Annotated in this window: 17 protein-coding genes and 1 tRNA gene; 9 read left to right on the forward strand and 9 right to left on the reverse strand. The window is 43.4% G+C overall.

The window, feature by feature from the left end; genetic code table 11:
* Nucleotides 1-44: 44 nt before the first annotated feature.
* On the forward strand, nt 45-2,471 hold the full coding sequence (locus FIV01_RS05695; protein ID WP_152430128.1) for a hybrid sensor histidine kinase/response regulator: 2,427 nt from the start codon (nt 45-47) through the stop codon (nt 2,469-2,471).
* Nucleotides 2,472-2,642: 171 nt separating this feature from the next.
* Nucleotides 2,643-2,730 (forward strand) — tRNA-Ser (locus FIV01_RS05700).
* Nucleotides 2,731-2,822: 92 nt separating this feature from the next.
* Here FIV01_RS05700 and manA read toward each other — a convergent pair.
* Both manA and FIV01_RS05710 read right to left on the reverse strand, forming a co-directional pair.
* A complete protein-coding gene (manA, locus tag FIV01_RS05705; protein ID WP_152430129.1) occupies nt 2,823-4,010 on the reverse strand; it encodes a mannose-6-phosphate isomerase, class I in 1,188 nt (395 codons plus the stop codon).
* A 60-nt stretch (nt 4,011-4,070) separates the two neighbouring features.
* Nucleotides 4,071-4,838 (reverse strand): phytanoyl-CoA dioxygenase family protein, encoded by a 768-nt coding sequence (locus FIV01_RS05710; RefSeq protein ID WP_152430130.1) that lies wholly within the window; start codon nt 4,836-4,838, stop codon nt 4,071-4,073.
* A 216-nt stretch (nt 4,839-5,054) separates the two neighbouring features.
* On the opposite strand from FIV01_RS05710, the gene FIV01_RS05715 reads away from it, so the two are divergent.
* The gene (locus FIV01_RS05715; RefSeq protein WP_246210430.1) at nt 5,055-5,951 is read left to right on the forward strand and encodes a helix-turn-helix domain-containing protein; all 897 of its coding nucleotides are present in this window, start codon (nt 5,055-5,057) and stop codon (nt 5,949-5,951) included.
* Here the strand turns inward: FIV01_RS05715 and FIV01_RS05720 are convergent.
* The 7 genes from FIV01_RS05720 to FIV01_RS05750 all read right to left on the reverse strand — a co-directional run bounded on the left by FIV01_RS05720 (nt 5,948) and on the right by FIV01_RS05750 (nt 12,787).
* Nucleotides 5,948-6,283, reverse strand: coding sequence for a PTS fructose transporter subunit IIB (locus tag FIV01_RS05720; RefSeq protein ID WP_152430131.1), 336 nt, complete (start codon nt 6,281-6,283; stop codon nt 5,948-5,950). The genes FIV01_RS05715 and FIV01_RS05720 overlap by 4 nt on opposite strands.
* Nucleotides 6,284-6,407: 124 nt before the next feature.
* Complete coding sequence (locus FIV01_RS05725) at nt 6,408-7,085, reverse strand: transaldolase family protein (RefSeq protein WP_152430132.1); 678 nt, start codon at nt 7,083-7,085, stop codon at nt 6,408-6,410.
* A 42-nt stretch (nt 7,086-7,127) separates the two neighbouring features.
* Nucleotides 7,128-7,985: an SDR family oxidoreductase gene (locus FIV01_RS05730; protein ID WP_152430133.1), complete on the reverse strand. Its 858-nt coding sequence runs from the start codon at nt 7,983-7,985 to the stop codon at nt 7,128-7,130.
* 2 nt (nt 7,986-7,987) lie between these two features.
* Nucleotides 7,988-8,872: a [formate-C-acetyltransferase]-activating enzyme gene (locus tag FIV01_RS05735; RefSeq protein ID WP_152430134.1), complete on the reverse strand. Its 885-nt coding sequence runs from the start codon at nt 8,870-8,872 to the stop codon at nt 7,988-7,990.
* A complete protein-coding gene (locus FIV01_RS05740; protein WP_152430135.1) occupies nt 8,838-11,138 on the reverse strand; it encodes a formate C-acetyltransferase in 2,301 nt (766 codons plus the stop codon). The genes FIV01_RS05735 and FIV01_RS05740 overlap by 35 nt, the downstream gene beginning before the upstream one ends.
* A 178-nt stretch (nt 11,139-11,316) precedes the next feature.
* Entirely contained in the window at nt 11,317-11,640 is a 324-nt protein-coding gene (locus FIV01_RS05745; protein WP_152430136.1) for a PTS fructose-like transporter subunit IIB, read from the reverse strand.
* 73 nt (nt 11,641-11,713) lie between these two features.
* Nucleotides 11,714-12,787 carry a PTS fructose transporter subunit EIIC gene (locus FIV01_RS05750; protein WP_152430137.1) on the reverse strand — a complete coding sequence of 358 codons (1,074 nt, stop codon included), beginning with the start codon at nt 12,785-12,787 and terminating at the stop codon, nt 11,714-11,716.
* A gap of 432 nt (nt 12,788-13,219) precedes the next feature.
* Here FIV01_RS05750 and ptsP point away from each other — a divergent pair, with 432 nt between their 5' ends.
* The 6 genes from ptsP to cas3 all read left to right on the forward strand — a co-directional run bounded on the left by ptsP (nt 13,220) and on the right by cas3 (nt 22,278).
* The gene (ptsP, locus tag FIV01_RS05755) at nt 13,220-15,727 is read left to right on the forward strand and encodes a phosphoenolpyruvate--protein phosphotransferase (RefSeq protein ID WP_152430138.1); all 2,508 of its coding nucleotides are present in this window, start codon (nt 13,220-13,222) and stop codon (nt 15,725-15,727) included.
* A gap of 30 nt (nt 15,728-15,757) precedes the next feature.
* Nucleotides 15,758-16,228 carry a heme-degrading domain-containing protein gene (locus FIV01_RS05760; protein ID WP_152430139.1) on the forward strand — a complete coding sequence of 157 codons (471 nt, stop codon included), beginning with the start codon at nt 15,758-15,760 and terminating at the stop codon, nt 16,226-16,228.
* Between the two features lie 63 nt (nt 16,229-16,291).
* A complete protein-coding gene (gene pfkB, locus FIV01_RS05765; RefSeq protein WP_152430140.1) occupies nt 16,292-17,233 on the forward strand; it encodes a 1-phosphofructokinase in 942 nt (313 codons plus the stop codon).
* Between the two features lie 238 nt (nt 17,234-17,471).
* The gene (locus FIV01_RS05770; RefSeq protein ID WP_152430141.1) at nt 17,472-18,083 is read left to right on the forward strand and encodes a class I SAM-dependent methyltransferase; all 612 of its coding nucleotides are present in this window, start codon (nt 17,472-17,474) and stop codon (nt 18,081-18,083) included.
* A 3-nt stretch (nt 18,084-18,086) separates the two neighbouring features.
* Nucleotides 18,087-19,214 (forward strand): HNH endonuclease, encoded by a 1,128-nt coding sequence (locus FIV01_RS05775; RefSeq protein WP_152430142.1) that lies wholly within the window; start codon nt 18,087-18,089, stop codon nt 19,212-19,214.
* A gap of 580 nt (nt 19,215-19,794) precedes the next feature.
* Nucleotides 19,795-22,278 (forward strand): CRISPR-associated helicase Cas3', encoded by a 2,484-nt coding sequence (gene cas3 / locus FIV01_RS05780; protein WP_152430143.1) that lies wholly within the window; start codon nt 19,795-19,797, stop codon nt 22,276-22,278.
* Nucleotides 22,279-22,282: the final 4 nt, after the last annotated feature.

The following is a 22,282-nucleotide window of genomic DNA, read 5'->3' on the forward strand; positions in this document are numbered from 1 at the left end:
ATATTCGCTATAATCTAAGCCAAACGGTAAAAATTCAAAGGCTTATGGAAATACATTCCTCGCTAAAAAGAAAGAGCTTTTTAGCCCTCACTGTGTATTTGGCCATCGTGATTGCGATTATTGGCTCGGTGAGCTATCTCGTTGTTGAGCCACCAATTAGAGAGCAATTGGAAAAGAATCTCGACTTAAGAACCGAGTTGATTGCAAGTGAAATAGAAGAGCCCCTCAATAGCTCAGTCAGTATTTTGCAGAGCGTAGTTGGTATTGGCAATACCAATGAATCTCAAGCGCATCAGGCAGAAATGCTTTACGAGCTGTTTTCAGTGCTTGATGGCGTGGTAGTCAGTGGTGGGCTTTGGCCAATACCATACTCAATTGATAAGAAAAAAGCTTACAGCAGTTTGTTCTTTAACCGTGCTAGCGACGGCCTAGTCGATCAGGTCTTTTCATGGGATAACCCTGAATCGGGTGGTTATGACAACGAGATATGGTATACCGCTGTGGTTGATAAGCCGCCGGGCACAGTGGTTTGGTCGCAAGTGTATATCGACCCCTTTACCCACGTACAAATGATCACGGCATCATCACCTTATTTTCACGATGGTGAGCCAGCTGGTGTTGCGACCATTGATGTCTCATTGGAGAGTTTGGTCGAATTTGTTAGTAAACACGCTCAAGATTACGAGTTAGGTATCGTACTTAGAGACTCTTACGGCGATGTTATTACCGACTACAACTTTCAGGTTGTGAAAAACATTTACATGAGCAGTACAGAGTTTGGCGATTTTCAGTGGAATATTGATGTTGTGAATGCCAATCGCCTAGTGGATGAAGAAGCGTTTTATGTGGTGACAAAAGTTGAAGCGGGCATCATTCCCATGATGTTATTGTGTGTAGTAATGGGGTATGTGCTCATCAATCGTTTCCTGATTTCTCCAATTGTGCTCATCGCTGAGAAAGTCAATGACTCGCGCACCGGAGCCATCGATGTGCGCTACAATAGCCAAGATGAAATTCGCCAACTGATTGATAACTTTAATCAAAAAACCAAATTCTTAGAACAAGAAAAACAAAAAGCTCAGGCTTCAACAAAAGCCAAAAGTGCCTTCTTGGCAACACTGTCTCACGAGATTCGCACACCGATGAACGGCGTACTGGGTACGGCGCAAATTTTAATGAAAACCGACTTAAGCAAAGAGCAGCTTAAGCATATGAAAACCTTGTATGATTCGGGCGACCATATGATGACCTTACTTAATGAAATTCTAGACTTCTCAAAAATTGAGCAAGGCTTTCTGGAGCTGGAGGAACATCCTTTTCCGCTCGAGTCCATATTGGGCAGCGTGAACAGCGTCTATTTTACTTTGTGTGCTGAAAAAGGACTGCAATTTAAAGTCTACTCTGAAGTTCCTCAGGGCCGCTGGTATATGTCAGACAAAGCGCGTCTTCGCCAAGTCTTGTTTAATCTTCTTAATAACGCTGTAAAATTTACATCACGTGGCTATGTGGAAGTCAATTTTTGCGAGTTCAGTCAACAAGGCCGTAACTTCCTAGAAATTAAAGTCCGTGATACTGGTATAGGGATTGCCAAAGAAGCGCACAACAAAATCTTTAGTCCATTTGAGCAAGCAGAATCATCGACAACGAGGCGATTTGGCGGCACCGGTCTTGGTCTTGCAATCGTCAAACAAATCTCAGAACTCATGGGGGGGGAGATAACGGTGACCAGTGAGCTTGGTATAGGGACTAGCTTTAAAGTCACCTTGGCTATGGAGCCTTGTGAGCCACATTTTCTTGAAATAGAAGAGCACAAGAACTTAAATTATCAGGGCCTTAAAGTGCTTATCGTTGAAGATAACCGAACCAATACCATCATTATGAACACCTTTATGACGAGTAAAGGCTTTGAGTGTGAGGTGGCCGAAAATGGAGAGATTTGTTTAGAAAAGCTGGTAAACAATAACTACGATTTAATTTTAATGGATAACCACATGCCAATAATGGATGGTGTTGAGGCGACCATTGCGATTAGGGCGTTAACCAGTTCAAAGGCAAAAATCGTTATATTAGGCTGCACAGCTGATGTGTTTAAAGAGACTCGCGAGCGTATGGTCGGTTCTGGCGTTGATTATGTCATTTCCAAGCCTATTGATGAAACAGAGCTTGATGATGCCTTGTATCGTTTTTCTGACCGTTTATACCAATATAAGCCGGGCCTGCGAGACAGAAGAGAAGTAGATCCACAACATATGGAGCCTCTTCTGGTTAACTTTTTTATGGCTCTGGATGATAAAGATTTTGTGAGTGCTGAAGAGTATTTCCAACGAATAAGAAACGAAATTGCTAATCCAAAAGATGATTTATTGATACAAACCCTTAACGCAGTACAAGAGAAACTATCAAGCAAAGAAGCGCCAGCCCAGTCTGATTTAGATGTTCTTACCATTTCTCTTAATGATTACTGCGGCTAGCCGTCTACAATACCTCAACGCTAAGGAGCGGAGAAAATCCGCTCGAATCAGCTATTAAATAATCAAACGATCAACGAGCAAGACTTTTTTTCCGAAAGAAGCTTGACCTACTCCAATAGAATCATTAAATTAGCGCCTCGTTGGTTATCGAAATCAACCAAAATTTATTTCGGTGAGTTGTCCGAGTGGCTGAAGGAGCACGCCTGGAAAGTGTGTATACGGCAACGTATCGAGAGTTCGAATCTCTCACTCACCGCCACATTCAAAACCCCAGCAGAAATGCTGGGGTTTGTCGTTTTAAACCATCTTTCTCGTTATTTAGGTATGGGACTCTAAGCCTGCGGAAAGCATCTAATTGTATGCTCGCGCTAGGGTGCCAGTGCCACTCACTTGATAGGCTTGAGAGTCGCAGGTGATCAGTACGGATTCTCCTTTACTCAACACCACGTAATGATGTGGCGCTTCTATGCGTATCTTCCCCTCAATACAGAACAGCACTTCAGCACTTCTTACATAAAGAGTTTGATGATCTGGTGTTGAAAACACAATATCAAAGCAAAAATCGTCCACAGGTACCGGATATGTCCATCTCGATGACTTGACTATCGGCGTCATAATCAAGTTAGAAGCAGGGGTAGATTTTGGCGATAAGTTTCTTAGAAGCTCTTCAGTATCAATATACTTTGAGGTTAAACCTGCTCGTAATACATTGTCTGAGTTGGCCATGATTTCAAGGGCGGTACCTGACAAATAAGCATGAGGCGTTTCCGCATTAAGAAACATCGCTTCCCCAGGGGCTAACTCGACAATATTCAATATGAAGGGGGCAAACAAGCCGACGTCATCTTGATAGTGTGCCATTAGCATTTTTGCTGTGTGAGAGGCTTCTCTGGCTTGACGGCTTTTCGGCGTCTTTCCAATCGCTGATTTCAATGCAAAAAGAGCATCAGCTTTGTCATGACCAGACAGTCGCATGATTTGGGTGAAAAATGCGCTTAAGCCGTTTTCGTTGGGCTGCGTGACCAACACGTTTAGCGGCTCGCTCAATACATCAATATTCAGCTCACGAAACAGCGCGATGATGTCATCAACAGGTCTAAAGCCATTGAGCGTGAGAAAGAAGGTAAGTGCATAAACAAGTTCAGGCTTATGGTTGGGATCTTTGTAGTTTCGGTTGTCAGCATCAATGGGAATACCCAGATCGTTCTCACGTTGAAAACCATCTTCCGCTTTTTGTTTACTCGGATGAACTTGAATAGATAGGGGCGAGTCAGCGGCAATCACTTTTAGCAAATACGGTAGTTCACCGTAACGCATAGCGGTGTAGGTACCCAGCATATTCTTGGTGTTTTTTGCCAATAGTTCGTCAAGCGCAATACCTTTATCCAAAGTACGAGAGCAGCCACGCGGATGAGCGCCCATCCACATTTCGGCTTGCGGTGTATGGTGAGGATTGTCGACATTAAACATCTCATGTAAAGAAGTTAGACTTCCCCAAGGATAGGTGTGAATGACGTTATTGAGTTTATGTATCGACATACTAATTCTCTCTTTACTTGCGGTTCAGTGTTTTGAAACAAACGCTGACAACGGGTCACATTACTCTACGTCTAGGAGCCACTTTTGTGCTGGAGTGAGTCGACTAGCGGTATGCTCTGTTAGCCACTTTTGTTGGTCTTGCTGTGGCTCGTCATTGCGGTCAATGTATAAACCATGCAACACTCGGCGACGGGTTCCGGCATAGTTGATAGTCCCGCCATGCCACGTGTGAGCATTAAAAATCATCACACTTCCTGCTGGACACTCTAAGTAGATTTCATCTGGATGCTCTCCTTCGATATCATCCAAAATGTCTTCGGGTAATTCTTTGCGTAAATGCGTACCAGGGATAATGCGAGGCGCGCCGTTTTCACGCGTCAAGTCGTCAACAGCCCAGATTGAGTTGACCAGATGGACTTTTGGGTAGTCTGGGCGTGGCTTTTTCCAGTCAGCATGCAGCGGCTGGTGGCCACAGTCTGGATGAGCTTCACGAGCGTTCAGGCTGGAGATTTTGAACGCACCACCGAAAATATGCTTACATGCAGAAAGTGCTAGCGGGTGTGCCCAGACTTTTTCCCATACCGTGCCCTTGTTGATAAGGTTGGCGATCCTTGTCACCCCCTCTTCTTGGTGGTGTTCGATGGCAAGGTTATCACCTTCACGTTCCTCTAACATATCGATGGTTCTGCGCATTTCTTCAAGCCAATCGCTATCAACGACATTGTGAATAATAGTGAATCCCAAAGTATCGAGTTCATGAGTCATTTTTTCAGAGAGTTCTAGGTCGGCACCTAGAGCGCTTAAATGCTGTTGAGCAGTCTGTGTCATAGTGGGCACCTTGTTGTGGTTTTGTTCTGTTGGTGATACTCAAATTAATCGAGTATGCGAAGTTTATAAGTAGGGTAATCGTTCGAAATGCTGGATTTTTGTTAGCTGTTTAAGAAAGTGTGATGTATGGCATGTTCTATTTTATTGGGCTCTTTTATCTTGCTTAAGAACATATATAGCAATACATTGTGGTATGTTATGTTGGCTATTTATTGAATGGAAAGGTTCTCTGTACTATCGATTATGCTAGACAAAAAATATTTACTTGAAGCACTCAATCACTATGCAAAGCACTCGGAAAATATTAGTGATGTTTACTTTGCGGGAAACCTACCTAAACCACCTCAGCTAGCCTATCAGGTGCATTTTCCGCGCGTGGAAATGGTACTGATCGGTGAGCTGGATATGGAGGTGGGCAATAGCCTTGGGATCGATACTCAATACACGTTAAAACAAGGTGGAGTGTTATATTTGCCCGCAGAGAGTTGGAATAAGCCTGTGTGGAATAAGCCCGTCGTTACCTTGACGGTAATGGCCGGCAAACAAAGCTTTGGTATGAGTTTACTTAGCTGGGATGGACAACAGTTTGATTCTGCTATTAAAGAAAGTGTCTTGCGTCGTGGTCCGCGAATCGGAGCTTTTATTCTAAATGCCATTGAAGAGCTGATTAAGCAGCCAGAAAGCCAAGACACCAAACGTTTATTGGTAAGTGCTTTGCTTAGCCATATCCTTGATCTGCTTGAAAGACCGGTTGAGACTCTATCCAAAAGTCACGCTTTGTTTGAAGCAGTGAGAGAGCATTTGGAACAACACTATCATGAGCCGCTTACACGTGAATCTGTGGCACAGCATTTTTATGTCTCTCCTAATTATTTATCTCAGCTTTTTCAAAAAGAAGGCCAGCTTAAATTTAATGAATATTTAAACCATGTTCGCCTTGAGAGAGCCAAATATCTGCTTATTGAATACGATATGAAAGTGAAAGAGGTGGCTCATCGCTGTGGATTTAAGGACAGCAATTACTTTTGTCGAGTGTTTAAAAATCAAACTGCGCGTTCTCCATCTGAGTACCGTGCGCAGTATTTAAGCTCGAATATTAGGCCTATGGACTAGAGGATAAGCTCTGCATTAGGGGGCGCATTGCGTATTTTTTCAATCGCGTGCAACACCTGATCGCTGTTGCGCAAAAAATGGGCAATAGAGCAGCGAACTATCCGCGTATGGTTAAACCGTTCAACACCCTCAATATTGATGTCGGCAATAATAACCGCAACATCTGCGGCATCGATGACACTCTCGTCGAGATAATTCTCACTCCCTAGCGCGCCCTGTGTTTCCACAGATATGTTATAGCCAGCTTTTTTACACGTTTTTTCAAGTACTTCGGCAGCCATATAAGTATGTGCTACGCCACTAATACACGCAGTAACGCCTACTATTTTCATTCTGGCGATCCTTTGTTTCCGTCATAGAGTAACGCCCAAACCTCACGGCAATACTGGGCTTATTGCTGGTTAATTATTGGTCATTGTATCATTATTTGATGTTAAAAATTTATCACCGATCACACTAAAGTGCATCTAGCACGTTGGTATTGTCTCCGTATATTTTTTCCCAATCGGCTCTAAATCCAGCCACACCAGAATCGGTCAATGGATGACTAAGTAGAAGATCGAACACATCTGGTGAAATAGTGACAGAGTGTGCGCCAGCAAGAGCGAGCTGGTGTATTTGCTGAACATTCTTGAATGAGGCTCCGAGTACTTTTGCATTGAGATGGTAGTGTTTGATTAATAAACTAATCTCCGCAGCTAGGTTGATTCCATCACTACAAATGTTGTCGAGCCGATTGACATAAGGTGCTAAAAATTCTGCACCGGCAACTGCCGCCATGAGCGCTTGCTGTGGAGTAAGAATAGCGGTAGCTGTGATACGAATGTCTTTTGCGGCAATCAGTTTTATTGCTTTAATACCTTGCTGTGTCACAGGTACCTTGATGATGAGCTCTGGATCAAGTGCTCTCATTGCGATCGCTTCTAGTAACATTGTTTGCGCATCGCTACCCATAACTTGTGCATGCAGCATGCGCTCTCTGCCGATACATTCTCTGATACCCAGCAAAATCTCTTTAAGCGGTCGATTTTCTTGTGCGATGATGGAGGGATTCGTCGTTACACCCGCTAAAGGGTATAGATCAACGGCTCTGCAAATTGCCTCAATATTGGCGGTATCTAACATGTAGATCATATCGAATCTCCTAATAAAAAAGGATGTTTTCCCTTAAAATGCTTACGTAAAATGAAATTCTTTCAAACACTGACTGATCGCCGTTTTACTTTCGGTAAAGTTCACACCAAGCTCACCAAGTTTGCTTGTATCTAAGCGAACATCACGTATTTTTGGGGCATCATATCGCTCCAAGACTTCAGCCAAACGGTGTTGCTGGCCAAGCTCAGTTAAGATGTGCTCAGCTATCTGATATCTGCTCAGCGAGTTGTGTGCGCCAGTGTGGTAAGTTCCATATGGAATGGTGAAAATTTTTGGAAATTGTTCAATCAGTTCGTGGACATAGGTGAGGCCGCGAAATTCATTGCTGCGCTCTTTCATTACCGAACCCTTGATCAATGCTTGAAGGGCATTCCAAATTACATTGGGGTTGATGCTTGTATTGCGTTCCGGTAATCCAAATAGCCAAGTGAAACGAAGAATCCACATATCATCTAGGATTGAACGCAGTGTATTTTCTGCCTCGAGCTTGTTTTGCCCGTAAATCGTATCTGGAATGGGATGATCTGTTTCTTTGTAAGGGCCAGCTTCGGGATTACCGTTAAACACTTGTTCGCTTGAAATAAAAACAAGTTTAGCTTGGTGGGTTTTACATGCTTTGGCAACGTTGATAGCTCCCTGAACATTGACTTGGTAAGCAACGTCAGGGTGTTGGTTACAGAAATCGGTAATGGCGATTGCTGCGGCATGAATGACATAGTCCGGTTCAAAGTCATCAAAGGTTTTGATGACTTTGCTATTGTCGGTGATATCAAGCTGTTTAGAGTCTAAACCAAGGATCTCAAACTCACCTTGATAGCGGTTGATAAAACGCGTGCCGAAGAAGCCTTTCGCTCCCGTAATCAGTATTTTCGCTGTCACAATTATCCTCCTATGATGACATGGTAACCATGGGCTGCGATGTGCTGACGTATGTTCTCTACCACCAGGTTGCTGGGAGCAGGCACGTCTTGTAGCTGATACTCGATGCCCAAGGTTTGGTATTTGGCTGCGCCATATTGGTGAAAGGGCAATAAGTGAATGTCGGTCAATTTAAATGGGCGTAGATAGTCGAGTATCTTGTCGATATTTATCAGATCCATTGTGTAGCCAGGGATAAGAGGGAGGCGAGGGACAAGATGGATCTTATGCTCAGCAAGCTGTTTAAAGTTGTCCAATGCGTGCTCTAAATGAATACCTATAATGGTTTTGGCTTTGTCTGGGTCCATAATTTTGAAGTCAAACAAAACTTGGTCGCATAGCTTGGCTATCTTGATCAAATGTTTCGCATTGCCATGGCCCGAGGTTTCGATGGCTGTTTGATAGCCTAATGTCTTGAGCTTTTCGAGCAACGCAATGGCAAATTTTGCTTGAGAAAGCACTTCGCCACCGGACAAGGTGATACCACCATGTGACGTCGTAAAGAAAATATCATCTTTGGTGACCTCTGCGATCACGTCATCGACGGTCATATCTGTGCCGACTTGTTGCCATGCACCACTTGGGCACTCATCCACATCCATTGCGCAGGTTTTGCATTGAATACACTTGGCTTTATTACGTTGGAAAGTTGTTCTGTGTGATCGCGACTCTGGGTTGGCGCACCAAGGACAGCGCAACGGGCAGCCCTTAAAGAACACCACAGTACGAATTCCAGAACCATCATGCAGAGAATAGCGCTGGATGTTAAAGATTCGCCCAGTAACCGGATGGGGCTCAATTTTGCTGATCATGTTACAGTTCATGAGTGGTGCGGCGAATGATGTCATCTTGAATCTCTTTTGACAGCTCGACGAAAAAAGCGCTATAGCCAGCCACACGTACCACGAGACCCGCGTAATTCTGTGGATTGTTTTGAGCCGCTTTAAGGGTCTCTGCATTCAGTACATTAAATTGAATATGTTGAAGTTTGAGCTTCATAAAAGCACGGATGAAATCAGACAGCTTATTCAGTCCTTGCTGACCTGCTAAAGTGGCGGGTGAAAACTTCACATTGAGCAAGCTGCCATTTGACAGCAAATAATTATCCAGTTTGCTGACAGATTTAAGAACCGCCGTTGGGCCGATTTGATCTTTACCAAGCATGGGTGATAAGCCGCCATCGGCGAGCTGCTCTCCAGATAAGCGGCCATCAGCGGTTGCGCCGACCACTTCACCCAGTGGAACATGGGCTGATACTGTGTAACAACCAGGTGTGAATTTTCCGCCGCGAGGGTTATTATATTTCTCCACTTCGAGGCAGAACATACGCAGTAGCTCTGAACCTAAATTGTCAACCTCATCGATATCATTGCCATACTTGTCATATTTGTTCATAAGACGAGTTCGAATTTGCTTGCCGTCTGGCCCATCGAAGTTCGCATTGAGAATATCGACAAACTCTTTGAAGCTTGAACGCTTTTCTTCAAACACATAACGCTTTAGAGCGTGCAAAGAATCGGAGAGATTGGCAATACCTATCCCTTGCACTCCTGAAAAATTATAGCGTGCCCCGCCATATGTAATGTCTTGACCTGCTTTGACGCAGTCACTAATAAACGAAGAAAGCAGAGGAACAGGTGCCCAGTCGCGGTGGCCAATATCACAGATATTGGAGCCTTCGACCATGAGTTTTACGTAGTGCTTAATCGCAACCCGAATCTCTTTTAACAAAAACTCAAAGCTTATCTCAGGGCTATCCACATTGCGTTGTAATACCAGTTCCATCACCTTAAGTAAGTTGAACATGGCAATATCATGCAGGCCGTATGTTTTTCCGGGAATAGAAAGCTCAACACATCCCACGACTGAATAGTCTCGTGAGTCTTCAAGGGATACACCGCGATTTAAAAAGGCAGGGACCACCACTTCATCATTAAATATTTGGGGGATGCCAGTACCTAAACGAATGGTTTGCGCTGTTTTTAGTAGGAAGTGACGGTCGATGAATTCATTCACACGTACACCCAAGTTAGGTTGAGGCAGTTGAACGCTCTGATAAGCCTCTAAACACAAATTTGATAACGCATTTACCGCACTTTTACCTGTGTGGGTTAGACCACCAAGCAAAATGGTGTAACCGGTTGGAAATCCGGCAAAAAATTTGGCGCTACTGGATGAGCGAAGCAATACGATGTCGTTGGTTTTTATCCATAAGCTTTCCAGCAGTTCTTGTATAAATGCTTGGGATTCTCCGATCTCAATAGACCGTTGGTAGAAAGGCAACATGTATTGATCAAATCGCCCAAGAGACAAGGAGCTTGCGTTTGACTCATATTGTAAAAGGATATTCATGTACCAAAATAGCTGACATGCTTCGTAGAAGGAGTCTGGCTTTTGAGTGGCTATTTTATTTGAGATTAAGGCGATGGTTTCGAGCTCTTGGCGACGCACCGAATCTTGGCACTCATTAGCCATTGTGGTTGCCAGCGCCCCGTAGCGATATATATGGCGAATCGACGCTTGCAACACAATCACAACCGCAGCATAAAATACGTTGTCGTGATGAGTCATTGCAAGGCGTTGCATTTCATCGAGTAGATAACCAAGGCCATGTTTGAGCAGACGCTCAAAGTCTATGATGATATGTCCTTGGCCTTTGTCTGTTTGGTTAACACTAAAAATCTTTTGCCCGATGGCATCTTTTACATCGGCTGGAATTTGCGCATTGATAAAATCTTTCATCGAATGCCCTGACCAGTAGTTTAATAACCTATCTCGATAGACTTGCTTGTCTTGTTCTGAGATGAAAAATTTGTCTTGAGGACGAGATATAAAGGTGTCGAGCTCTTTTGCAATCCAATAAGGGTCCATTTCAGGAGAAGCGATGCCAGCTCGTGCTTTGACGGTGCGATTACCCGCAATCAACTCGTTATCACGAATGGAGATTTCGACGTTATCAAGAATATGGGCGGTGGCGTTGGCACGGCGGATCAGTGTGTGCTGACCTTGAGTGGCTTGATAACTTTCGGTGTAAAGCAAAGCGCGTTCAAGAGATATTTCACGTTGTGATTCAAACAGTGCGGATTTGAGTTGCTCTATTCTTGGAGTGCTCATCTATGTGGCTCCTTGCAATACAATGCCAAAATGGTCTGACACTTTTGGCTGGTTAACCGTGACAATAACGTTATCGAGTGCGATCGCTCAGCCTATTTGCCCTTGGTCTCTTCATTAGGTCTTTCCCTCACCCCTCGCAAAGGGAGGGGGAAAGGGCAGACGATGATTTAATGCTTTGCTAAGCGGTTACTTTTGCTAAATGAGCGTCAATTTTATCCATGACGGCTGCGGAGCGTTTTACTGCGTCACTGACCCCAATACGAACAATGGTTTTACCCTCGAAACGCTCACTGTTTTTGATGTCAATATCTTTAGTTAGGATAACAATATCTGCGGATTTAATAGCACTCTCAGTCAGCTCGTTTTCAATACCAATGGAGCCTTGAGTCTCGACGGTACAATCCCAGCCCTTTGCTTTGGCTGCGGATTCGATGGCTTCTGCAGCCATATAAGTGTGTGCAACGCCTGAAGGACATGCGGTTACTGCTACGATACTCGTCATAATCTTGTTCCTTTTGTTTCTATTCGTGTTGCGATAGGGTGAATGGCACTGAGGCCTTTGTTATTGGATTTGGTCAACCGATTTCGATGTCGACATCGATATCATCAGAGTCTTCTTTAGCCTCTTCTGCTACGGGGCGACGAGCTTTAAGGAAGTTCACCAGCAAAGCGGTAACGAGTGAACCGACCGCCAGCGCGACGATAAAACTAATGCGACCATCGACAACGGGTAAAACGATTAGACCACCCCAAGCCGCGTAGCTCTGAACACCGAGCAGTGCCGCGGTTACGGCCCCAGCCGCGGTGCCAATCATAATGGACGGAATGACGCGCAGTGGGTCGCCGGCTGCGAAAGGAATCGCGCCTTCACTGATGCCCATAGTGCCCATCAAAATAGACGCACGGCCCGCTTCTTGTTCGTTCGAGTCATAGAGCTTTTTATTTAGGAAAGTAGCCAGTCCCATACCGATGGGTGGTACCGCGACGGCAACGGACGAAATACCTGCGACATTGTAGATCCCTTCACCGACACATAAGATCACGAATGCGTAAGCGACTTTGTTTACCGGGCCACCCATATCAAAGGCCAGCATACCGCCCATAATAACCGCCAAAACAACGATGCTTTGATCTTGCATGCTTTTTAGAAAGTCAGTCAGTGCGGCAGTCGCGCTGCCTATCGGCTCGCCTATACCCCAAACAATGGCACTGGCGGTAATGAAAGTACCAATAATGGGAATGACAAAAATGGGCATAATAGAGCGCGCAAAGGTCGGGACTTTTATCTTCTTCAGGTAGAAGACGACGATACCACCGAGAAGACCGGCGAATATCGCACCAAAGAAGCCGGTGTTGTACATATTAGCGCCAATAAAAGCGGCGATGGCAGAAGGCGCAAGCGCAGAACGGTCAGCGATGGAGTAGCCTATATAGGCCGCTAAGATTGGTACCATAAGTTGAAAACCGGCCACCCCAATAGAAAAGAGATCATGTAGCCAGGTTCCCTCTTTTGGTACTGCGCCTTCACCATACAGCATGACGGAAGCCGCGAGTAAAATGCCGCCGGCAACAACGAATGGGATCATATGAGATACGCCAGTCATCAGATGTCGTCTGGTGTCTTTTAAGATAGTGATTAAATCGTTCATAGACCTATCCTTGTGGCCAAGTTATTTTTATTAAATCTGTTTCACGTTAGTTTAGCTATTTAGCTTTGAACCTAATATTGTGAGTATTTATGCTGCTTAGTTAGAGGATTTTTATGCTATTTACTGGATATTTGTTAGGACTTAGGCAAAATTTGATCTCTATCTATATTCTTGTCCAGCTCAAGTTTTGTGAGATAAATAATAAAAAATTAATATTAATCAGTCGTATGCGGATTTTTTCTACTTAGTTATGCTTTGGCTAAACGCAAAGCCACCAAAATAGATAGTAAATTTGATGTTCTTCACACTTAAGCCTGAATATAACAAAAATCCAGTAATTAGCATTTTTATCCAATGGTTGAAGTGAGGTGATTTGATATTGTTGTTACATCAGCTCCGTTTATTACATAGAAGTAAAAAGGACAATACGAAATGAAAACCTTCTCTTTTTGTTGCGAATTATTAAATGGTGTTCATGCACGGCCAGCTAGCCATGTTGAAGCTCTGTGTAACCAGTTTTGTTCGGAGATTACTTGGCAAAACCAGCGCACAGGAATGAGTGGGAACGCGAAAAGCGTATTGTCTCTTATTGGGACGGATACACTGCTTGGTGATGAGTGCCTCATTACGATAAGTGGTCAAGATGAAGACACAGCCCTCGATCAGCTCAAGCGATTTCTTACCAATGAGTTTCCTCACTGTGACGAGCCGCTGCAAAATAGCCAAAGCAGTGACGTCGCGTTAGCGCCTTTGCCGCGCAATTTTTCAAACTTAAACATAGACCATCAACAAGGCCGCGCAGTGAGTGATGGTATCGGTCGTGGAATCTTGTCGATGATGGGAGCGGTAAACTTCGACAATTTGGATAACCTTCCTTCCGCGCTTTCGCCAAGTGACGAGCAGCAGCAAATGAAGCACGGTTTAGCGTCCGTTGTTAAGTCGATTTCGATTCAGCTTACATCGTCAGAGCACACCGAAAGCCAAGTGCTTCAAGCACATTTATCCATTGTGAATGATGAAGAGTTTCAACAGACGATAATCCGCCACCTTACAGAAGGACGAAGCTGTGCTGAGGCGATCATTGCGACAGCCAAACACTTTGGTGACATGATAAAAAACTCGTCCAGCCAGTACATGAAAGAGCGAGAGCTTGATATTCGTGACGTCTGTTATCAATTGCTACAAAGTATTTACGGCGAAGAACGCTTTGTTAGTCAAACGCAATTACTTGAGCCCACCGTTTGCCTCGCGCAAGATCTCACACCCAGCCAGTTTTTAGAGCTCGACAAATCTCTACTCAAGGGGCTTATTTTGTCTCACGGAGGCAGCACATCTCACACCGTGATTTTAGCGCGCTCTTTCGCTATTCCAACCATTGTTGGTCTGGATGCTGAAGCACTCAGCGAATGCATTGGGTCGCACGTTATCCTTGATGGTCATTTGGGGGTTATTGTCACTGACATCACAAAGCCAGTTGAACGCTATTACGAGCAAGAGCAAAAAGTGAAACAGATTGTTGCAACTCGCCAAGCCAAATATCGTGATTTAGCTGCGACAACCAAAGAGGGTAAAGCGTATGAAATTGCCGCCAATATTGCTCATTCTGTCGAAGCGCCTCAAGCCTTTTTAAATGGGGCAGAAGCGATTGGTCTGTTTCGTACCGAAATGCTTTATATGGATCGCACTTGTGCACCCGATGAAAATGAACTTTACAATATTTTCTGTCAGGCGTGTGAGGCAGCCAATGGTAAATCGATCATCGTTAGAACCATTGATATAGGTGGTGACAAGCCTGTTGCTTATCTCAATATCCCAGCCGAAAACAACCCATTTTTGGGCTATCGAGCCGTGCGTATTTATCCTGAGTTTGTTGAGATGTTCAAAACTCAATTACGCGCTATTTTGCGAGCGTCAGCGCATGGTAACCTCAAAATCATGATTCCGATGATTTCTTCTATGGAAGAGATTTTATGGGTCAAAGATGTGCTGGCAGAAGTGCGTCAAGAGCTTCGTAAAGAGCAAGTCCCCTTTGCAGAGCGTGTCCCTCTAGGCATAATGTTGGAAGTGCCGTCCATTGCATTTATCATCGACCAGTGCTGCGAAGAAATCGATTTCTTCTCGATTGGGTCTAATGACCTCACTCAGTACTTAATGGCGGTTGATCGTGATAACGCCAAGGTAGTGAATAGCTACAACAGTTTGAACCCCGCCTTTTTGCGCACGCTTGACCATGTAGTGCGAGAAGTGCATCGTCATGGCAAATGGATTGGTTTGTGTGGTGAGTTAGGGGCAAAAGGTTCTGTTCTTCCTCTGTTGATAGGCTTAGGTCTCGATGAAATCAGTATGAATGCTCCAAGTATTGCTGCTACCAAAGAGCGTATCTCAAAACTCGATAGCCGCGAGTGTCGTCAATTGCTTAATAAAGCCATGAATTGCCGAACCGTCCATGAAGTTGAGCACCTTCTTGCTCAGTTTCGAATGACGCAAGCCGAAGCACCTTTGGTGGCTAAAGATTGCATTAGCTTAGATCTCGACCTTCGTAGTAAAGAAGAGGTCATTAAAACACTGGCCGACAATTTGTTTATCACTGGGCGCTGCCGTTATCCAAACAAACTCGCTGATGATTTGTGGGCGCGTGAAGATGTCTTTTCAACCGGTTTAGGCTTTGGTTTTGCCATTCCTCATACTAAAAGTGAGCATATTGAACAGTCAGCGATCAGCGTGTGCCGTTTAGCCAATCCCATTGCATGGGGTGATGAGCAAGCGCAGTTCATTATCATGTTAACGTTGAACAAGCATGCAGCAGGCGATCAGCACATGAAAATCTTTTCCAAATTGGCTCGTAAGATCATGCACGCAGATTTCAGAGACCAGCTCATGCACGCAAGCACGGATGAGCAAGTTGAAGCACTTCTAAAACAAGAGCTTGAACTAGTATAAGCCATTTGATATTCATGTGAAGGAGCGTTTATGATCACTGACTTAAATCAACTACTTGCCCAAGAGGCTAAGCTGCAATTTCAATCTTTTGATCACCAAACCGCTTGGGAAATCGGGTGTTTATTAAAAGAAAATGCAGAGCAGCGCTCAGTTGCTGTCGCGATAGAAATAGTCAAAAACCGCCACTGTCTTTTTAGTTTTGCTATGCCCAATACGACCCCAGACAATCAAGCTTGGATTGAGCGAAAACGCAATGTGGTTGAGCGCTATCACCACAGCTCATGGTATATGGGTCAATACTATCAAGCTAAAGGCAAAACCATACAACAAGCTTCCTTTGTTGATGAAAAACAGTTTGCTCCATATGGAGGAAGTTTCCCACTCATCATCAAAGGCACTGGCGTGGTCGGCGCAATATCGGTCTCTGGCTTGCCTCAATATGAGGATCATAAATTGCTCGTCGATACTCTAGCTCAATATCTTGCCAGTCAGGCGCGCTAGTGATGGACTTTTTGATTAAGTGCTGCTTCTCACTAACGCTATGCATCAACGAAAGGAAATGTCGTGAAACAAACAAAATGGGTCACAGTTACGCTCAACCCTGCCATTGACCTATCTGCTACAGCTAACGGATTTGCGGTTAACCAAGTCAATACAGTGCAGGAAGAGCAGCGTGATGCTGCCGGTAAAGGCATAAATGTAGGCCGAGTATTATCTGATTTGGGCGCACAAGTCACATTAACCGGCTTTTTGGGGCAAAATAATAGCGAATTGTTTGAATCCATGTTTAAGCAACGTGGTTTAAATAACAACTTTGTTATGGTTGCAGGAACCAATCGAACCAATATCAAAATCCATGATAGCTCAGGCGATACTACAGATATCAACTTTAATGGCTTTGCCGTCACCCAAGATGATATTAAGCTTTTACACAAGCGGCTGCTAAAGCTTGCCAATACTCACCAAGGCTTTATTTTCTCCGGCAGTTTACCGAGCAATCTCGACCCCCATATTGTTGTTAGTTGGATTAAAGAGCTAAAAAGTCTTGGTAAAAAAGTTGTTTTGGACAGTAGCAAGGAGATGTTACGCCAAGGGATTAGCGCCAAGCCATGGATGATCAAACCCAACGAGACAGAAATATCCGAATTACTTGGCAAGCCGATTGTTACCGTCTCTGAGGGCGCTGCGGCTGCTATGGAACTGGTTAACCAAGGAATCGATAATGTATTACTTTCGATGGGCGAGAAAGGCCTAATTTGGGTAAACCAGAAACAGGTGCTCCTATCAACCCCTCCAGTCCTAAAGCCTGTTAGCACAGTAGGTGCAGGCGATTCCGTTGTCGCCGCATTTTGTTGGGCCAGCCAGTTTAACCAGCCTAACAAACAACTCGCCAACGCAACGGCCATGGGCGCACTAGCCGTCTCACAAACAGGCGTTGGCTTATCCTCACAAGCGGAACTTCAAGCAATGCTCAAGCGAATTGAGGTGAAAGAGTATAAGGCCTAGCCCTCATCCAAAAACTCTCTGCGAGAACACCAAAGCTAGTGTGAGGCTTTGGTGTTTTTGGTTTGAAGAAATGAATTAACCTAGTTTATTTAAATAAAATAATCTCATCGAAGAAATCTGCTTAGTTTCCGTTTATTATAAGTCCTAATAAACATATGATGTAAAAGCTAATTTTTGGGGCGTTGAGTTCTCCGAGATGTATCATTGCAACTTGCCTTGCTTGCGAAAGGGTTGATTTATGAATTCGACATTAGATTTTTACCACAAGCATGCCACGCGCTTAGCAAAGCAATATGACTCGCTTGAATTCGAAACTGTCCATAGGTCGTGGTCTACTTTCTGGCCCAAATGTGGGGCTAACGTATTAGATGTTGGTGCTGGCTCTGGCAGAGACGCCAGATGGTTTGCGGCTCAAGAATGTTCAGTAGTAGCCGTCGAGCCGTGTAAAAAGTTTCTGCAATTGGCAAAGAAAAGCAGCACTCAACCAATATGTTGGGTAGAGGACTCGCTACCTCATTTGCAGAATGTAACAACCAGCTCAAACCACTATGACTTGATACTCTTATCTGCAGTTTGGATGCATTTAGATCATAAGCAGCGAACCGTTGCCATAAAAAGACTACACGAATTGCTAGCAAGTAATGGGACTCTAATAGTGACTTTGCGTGATGGTGAGTTTAAAGATGGTCGTGAGACTTTTGGTGTTTCTGTCAATGAGCTAAGCCTTTTATGCTCTAGCGCCGGTTTTGAGATTTATCATGTTGCAACGGATGACGATTCACTCAATCGAGAGGATATCAGGTGGCAGACGGTGGTTATCAAAAAAGTGGGTTCATTGAAGGAATATTAACTTGTGTCGTATCAATATTACTTAGATAAATTTCGAAGCCTGACTATGAATAACGCTAATGGTAAAAAAAGCCCACATAAAGTGTGCATGCTATTGGCGGTTATGGATTTAATTCAAGCAAGTGTCATTACCTCAAATAAAATTGAGTTTAACCAAGTCCTTAAAGATAGATTTACGCAGCACTTTGAAAAGTTTGCTCAAGGAAATGACAAAAATACCCCTGAAAATCCTTATTTCTTTTTGCGAAGTGAGGGCTTTTGGCATTTATCCTATAACGCGGGATATGAAGAAGCTTCTACCAGTCGTTACTCTGCAAAAGCGATAGCCTTTGCTTATCTTGACCAAGAACTCTTTGATTATATGAGGAGTTTTATTGTGACCAATGAGCTTAAAGATGCCTTGATTTCGAACTTTTCTGATATGTCTTCTCGCTATCGCCAATGGCTAATGGACGTTGGGAAAACAGAGGAAACGGCTGGGAAATACCTTGGCGTAATACAAGGCTCAATTTCCAATTGGCTTATGGATACAGGTGACATCTGTGAACCTATTACCAGCATAAAGTCCTACAGGCAGTTTACCAAGTATGAAGACAAAGTGCGGCAGTTGGATATTTTTAAACTGACAGATGAAAAAGAACAAGGTTTGTATAGTGAGGCATTATCCCATTATCAACGCTTTTTAGTCGAGCTCGCCCAAATCGATCTGAATGCAGATATTCGACAAGTTATGGTAGATAAAACGCTTACCGATACAGAAAAAAGCATCATGGTAAGTGCTAGGGTTGGCCAAGGCCATTTCAGAGCTCAATTGCTGCAAATGTGGGGTGGCTGCGCTGTCACCGGCTATCGAAATACTCAAATGTTACTCGCTTCTCATATCAAACCTTGGCGAGATTCAAATCATCAAGAAAGGTTGGATAAGTTCAATGGCTTATTATTGTTGGCTAATTTAGATAAAGCGTTTGATCTTGGTTTTATATCGTTTGATGACAGTGGCAAAGTGCTGATTTCACATTACCTTGAAGCACCGGAAGTACTGGGTCTCACAGAAGACATGTCATTTAATGTTATGGCTGAACACAAGCCATACCTGCGCTACCATCGCGGAGAGCTGTTTAAAGGCTTGTGAATCATGCCGGAGTTGCCACGTTGTGCGTATTTTAACGCGATGAGATGGGTAAGGCATCATCCTGAATGGCTCCTTTCGTATTGGTAAGTTGATATTTTTCTATTTCTATTGACCTAAAGTGATGTACAGGTCTCGGTTAAAGCAAACATCATCGGATAGATTTGATACACAAAAAGTAATAAGAAACAAAAGACCAGACCCCATTAACACTAAAAATGTTACCCAAATCTCAAATATAACCTTCAAATCTATCGCTACTTCAACGCTATTTCGACCAACTCCCTTCCTTAGATACAACTTCGCTCATATTTTAATTGACCAATACTTTTCCATATTAGATTATGTGCAATTGATCTCTTATTTTTGGGTGTTGTTGCTGACCTAAAACAGGAACCAGCTTGTCAAGGTCAAGCCAGCATTATTCAGCGCAATAGCTAAATAATTCCTGAGTCATAAATTTAACAATCCGTGTGTTACTTAACTTAGATATTGATGAAAATAGAAGTAAATATCTATAAATGTTAATGCGATTGGCTTGCGATAGTTTTATTAAGAATGTTATACAGTTGGAGCGGTGGTGATGGATGAATTAAGCTCGAGTCAATATTATATCGCCCATCCAGATCTTGAGTATGGACATCACCAAAGTGTTTATGCTCATTTAAAAGCGGTTAGCGAATTGTCGGGCAGGCTTGCTGAAAAAATAGGCTTTGCCGACCTAGGACAGCTAATTGGCTTAATGCATGATTTTGGTAAATATAGCAGTGTATTTCAAAACTACATGCGTCTTATTATTACTGAGCATACAAGCTACAACCCTGATAATGATGAGGGAAGTGGTGAAATCCAAAACAGCAAGCGTCTAAAAGGCAAAATTGACCACTCAAGTGCGGGCGCACAATGGGTATTAAAAACTTTGTGGCCTCACTTAGGGAAATTAAAGCAACAAGACCAAGTACTTGCACCTTATGGGATTGCCGTTATTCAAGCACTAAGCATGTGTATTGCTTCTCACCATAGTGGTCTGATTGATAGTTTGTCAGAAAATGAGAATGTTTTTGCAAACCGAATAAAAAAGCCTGATGAGCTAACCCATCAAAATGAATGCGTTAAAAATGCTGATCCGGAGTTACTCTCGCAAGCGCAGTCTCTAGCGAGTTTTGAGTTAATTCTAGAAAGTAGCCAACATATCAAAGGTATGTTTGATAAGTTCGAGCTTTCAGCAATTGAGCATGACTATTACCTTGGTATGTTCACCAAAATGCTGTTTAGTTGCCTAATTGATGCTGACCGAATTGACAGTGCCGATTTTGAGCAGCCAGGAAATAAACCTGAGCGTTTAAAACAAACTAATTGGGTTTATGCCTGCGACAAGATTGAAGGATTTATCGCACAGCTTAAACCAGACAATTCAATCGATCATATTCGTGCACAAATATCAGAAAATTGTTTTCAGCGTGCGCAAGATGAAACAGGAGTATACAGTTTAACTGTACCTACGGGGGGCGGTAAAACATATGCTAGCCTTCGCTTTGCTTTGCATCATGCTCAAAAGCACAACCTAGATAGGATTATTTACATCATCCCATTTACCTCTATCATCGAACAAAATGCCAATGCCATTCGTGGTGTTTTAGGTGAGGAGAATGCCGATGATTGGGTACTAGAACATCATTCAAGCTTGGAGCCAGAGCAACAAACATGGCGATCAAAACTCGCCTGTGAAAATTGGGATAAGCCTATAGTGCTTACTACAATGGTTCAATTTCTTGAAAGTATGTTTGCAAGTGGGACACGCGGTTCAAGGCGTATGCACCAACTTAGTAATGCGGTATTGATCTTTGATGAAATTCAAACACTCCCTATTCGTTGTGTTCATTTATTCAATAACACCATTAATTATTTAACGCGTTTCTGTAATACCACAGCACTTATGTGCACTGCCACGCAGCCTTTGCTTAACCAGCTACCTGAACAGATAAAATCGTTTGGTGAACTGCAACTACCACTTGAAAATGAACTCACTCCAAATATCGGTAAGCTCTATCAACAGCTAGAGCGAGTATGTTTAAACAACCTAACTAAAAAAGGTGGTTGGAATGAAACCGAGATTACTGAACTAGTTCAGAAGCAATTAACAGCGGTACAAAGCTGTTTAGTGATTGTAAACACCAAAGCTTGGGCAAAAGCTTTATATCAAGCGCTGCAAAGCCAAGCTATTAATGAAACAAAAATATTCCATTTAAGCACCGGCATGTGTTCGGCGCATCGTAAAGAAATTTTAGATGAAGTCAGAGCGCGTCTAGAAAGAGGGCTAGCAACTTTGTGCATTAGTACCCAACTCATCGAAGCAGGTGTTGACGTTGATTTTGGTAGCGTGATCCGCTTCGTTGCTGGGCTAGATTCAATAGCTCAAGCAGCAGGGCGGTGTAACAGAAATGGTAAGCAGCAAAAAGGCCATGTGTTTGTGCTGAATCCTGCCCAAGAAAATGTAGGCATGCTAGAAGATATTAAAACAGGAATTGCAGCCACTACGCGAATATTTACTGAATTCAATGAGGCAGATTTACTCAAGCCTGAGGCGATGACTCGTTATTTTCAATACTACTTTTATGAGCGCCATAAAGAGATGGCATACCCAATTAAGCAAGATCAATCCTTACTTAATTTGTTAAGTGGTAATAGTAGAAACATTAATAACACCAATAACACCCCGTTTGCATTGAAGCAGTCATTTATGACCGCAGCGAAACAATTTAAAGCCATTGATGCACCGGTGCATTCCGTAATCGTGCCATTTAATGATGAAGCGCGAAGCATAATCACACAATTGTGTGCGCTCGATAAACGTTTTGATGCTGAAACCTATCGCAGCTTACTAAAGTTGGCGCAAAAATACAGTGTGAATATCTTTCCCAATGTTTGGCGAAAACTTAACGAGAATCAGGTTGTGTATTCAATAGCGCAAGACGAAGCTGTGTTTTATTTGAGCGAAGAATTTTACAGTCAAGACTTTGGTTTGAGTATAGAGGTAATAGGTGTTCAACAAGATCTAATTATTTAAAAGC

It is taken from the genome of Vibrio aquimaris, from assembly GCF_009363415.1.
Taxonomy (GTDB): Bacteria; Pseudomonadota; Gammaproteobacteria; order Enterobacterales; family Vibrionaceae; genus Vibrio; species Vibrio aquimaris.